The 1,455-nt window shown below is 50.8% G+C and carries 1 rRNA gene; it reads right to left on the bottom strand.

Going from position 1 to position 1,455, the window contains the following annotated elements:
* Positions 1–108: 108 nt before the first annotated feature.
* Positions 109–1,455: ribosomal RNA gene (locus tag O0882_RS29015) — 23S ribosomal RNA — on the bottom strand; the annotation flags it as partial.

Below are 1,455 nucleotides of genomic sequence, written 5' to 3'. Positions count from 1 at the left end.
GAGCGACAAAGCCTGAATCTGGAAGAAGCAAAGATTGGGGTAATGAATAGTTGTATCAACACACACGCAACGTTGTACCGTCTTATCCTCTGTACCTGCTAAGGTTATAGGGACAAGCCGTACGGGCAATTAGTACTGGTTAGCTTAATGCATTACTGCACTTCCACACCCAGCCTATCAACGTCCTGGTCTCGAACGACCCTTCAAAGAGCTCAAGGCTCTGGGAAATCTCATCTCAAGGCAAGTTTCCCGCTTAGATGCTTTCAGCGGTTATCTCTTCCGTATTTAGCTACCCGGCAATGCCACTGGCGTGACAACCGGTACACCAGAGATACGTCCACTCCGGTCCTCTCGTACTAGGAGCAGCCCCCTTCAAATTTCCAACGCCCACGGCAGATAGGGACCAAACTGTCTCACGACGTTTTAAACCCAGCTCACGTACCACTTTAAATGGCGAACAGCCATACCCTTGGGACCGGCTACAGCCCCAGGATGTGATGAGCCGACATCGAGGTGCCAAACTCCCCCGTCGATATGAACTCTTGGGAGGAATCAGCCTGTTATCCCCAGAGTACCTTTTATCCGTTGAGCGATGGCCCTTCCATACAGAACCACCGGATCACTATGTCCTACTTTCGTACCTGCTCGACTTGTCAGTCTCGCAGTTAAGCACGCTTATGCCATTGCACTATCAACACGATGTCCGACCGTATCTAGCGTACCTTCGAACTCCTCCGTTACACTTTAGGAGGAGACCGCCCCAGTCAAACTGCCTACCATGCACTGTCCCCGATCCGGATAACGGACCAAGGTTAGAACCTCAAACAAACCAGGGTGGTATTTCAAGGTTGGCTCCACGAGAACTAGCGTCCCCGCTTCAAAGCCTCCCACCTATCCTACACAGATTGGTTCAAAGTCCAATGCAAAGCTACAGTAAAGGTTCATGGGGTCTTTCCGTCTAGCCGCGGGTAGATTGCATCATCACAAACATTTCAACTTCGCTGAGTCTCGGGAGGAGACAGTGTGGCCATCGTTACGCCATTCGTGCAGGTCGGAACTTACCCGACAAGGAATTTCGCTACCTTAGGACCGTTATAGTTACGGCCGCCGTTTACTGGGACTTCAATCAAGAGCTTGCACCCCATCATTTAATCTTCCAGCACCGGGCAGGCGTCACACCCTATACGTCCACTTTCGTGTTTGCAGAGTGCTGTGTTTTTATTAAACAGTCGCAGCCACCAGTTTATTGCAACCCTTTCACCCTCATGGAGTAAACCAATCAAGCTACCGGGGCGTACCTTTTCCCGAAGTTACGGTACCAATTTGCCGAGTTCCTTCTCCCGAGTTCTCTCAAGCGCCTTAGAATACTCATCTCGCCCACCTGTGTCGGTTTGCGGTACGGTCTCGTATGACTGAAGCTTAGAGGCTTTTCTTGGAACCACTTCCGATTGCTTC

This window comes from Janthinobacterium sp. SUN073 (genome assembly GCF_030397665.1).
Lineage (GTDB): Bacteria > Pseudomonadota > Gammaproteobacteria > Burkholderiales > Burkholderiaceae_D > Janthinobacterium.
The sequence above is the reverse complement of the archived record's forward strand: the minus strand, read 5'-3'. Positions and strand labels throughout refer to the sequence as shown.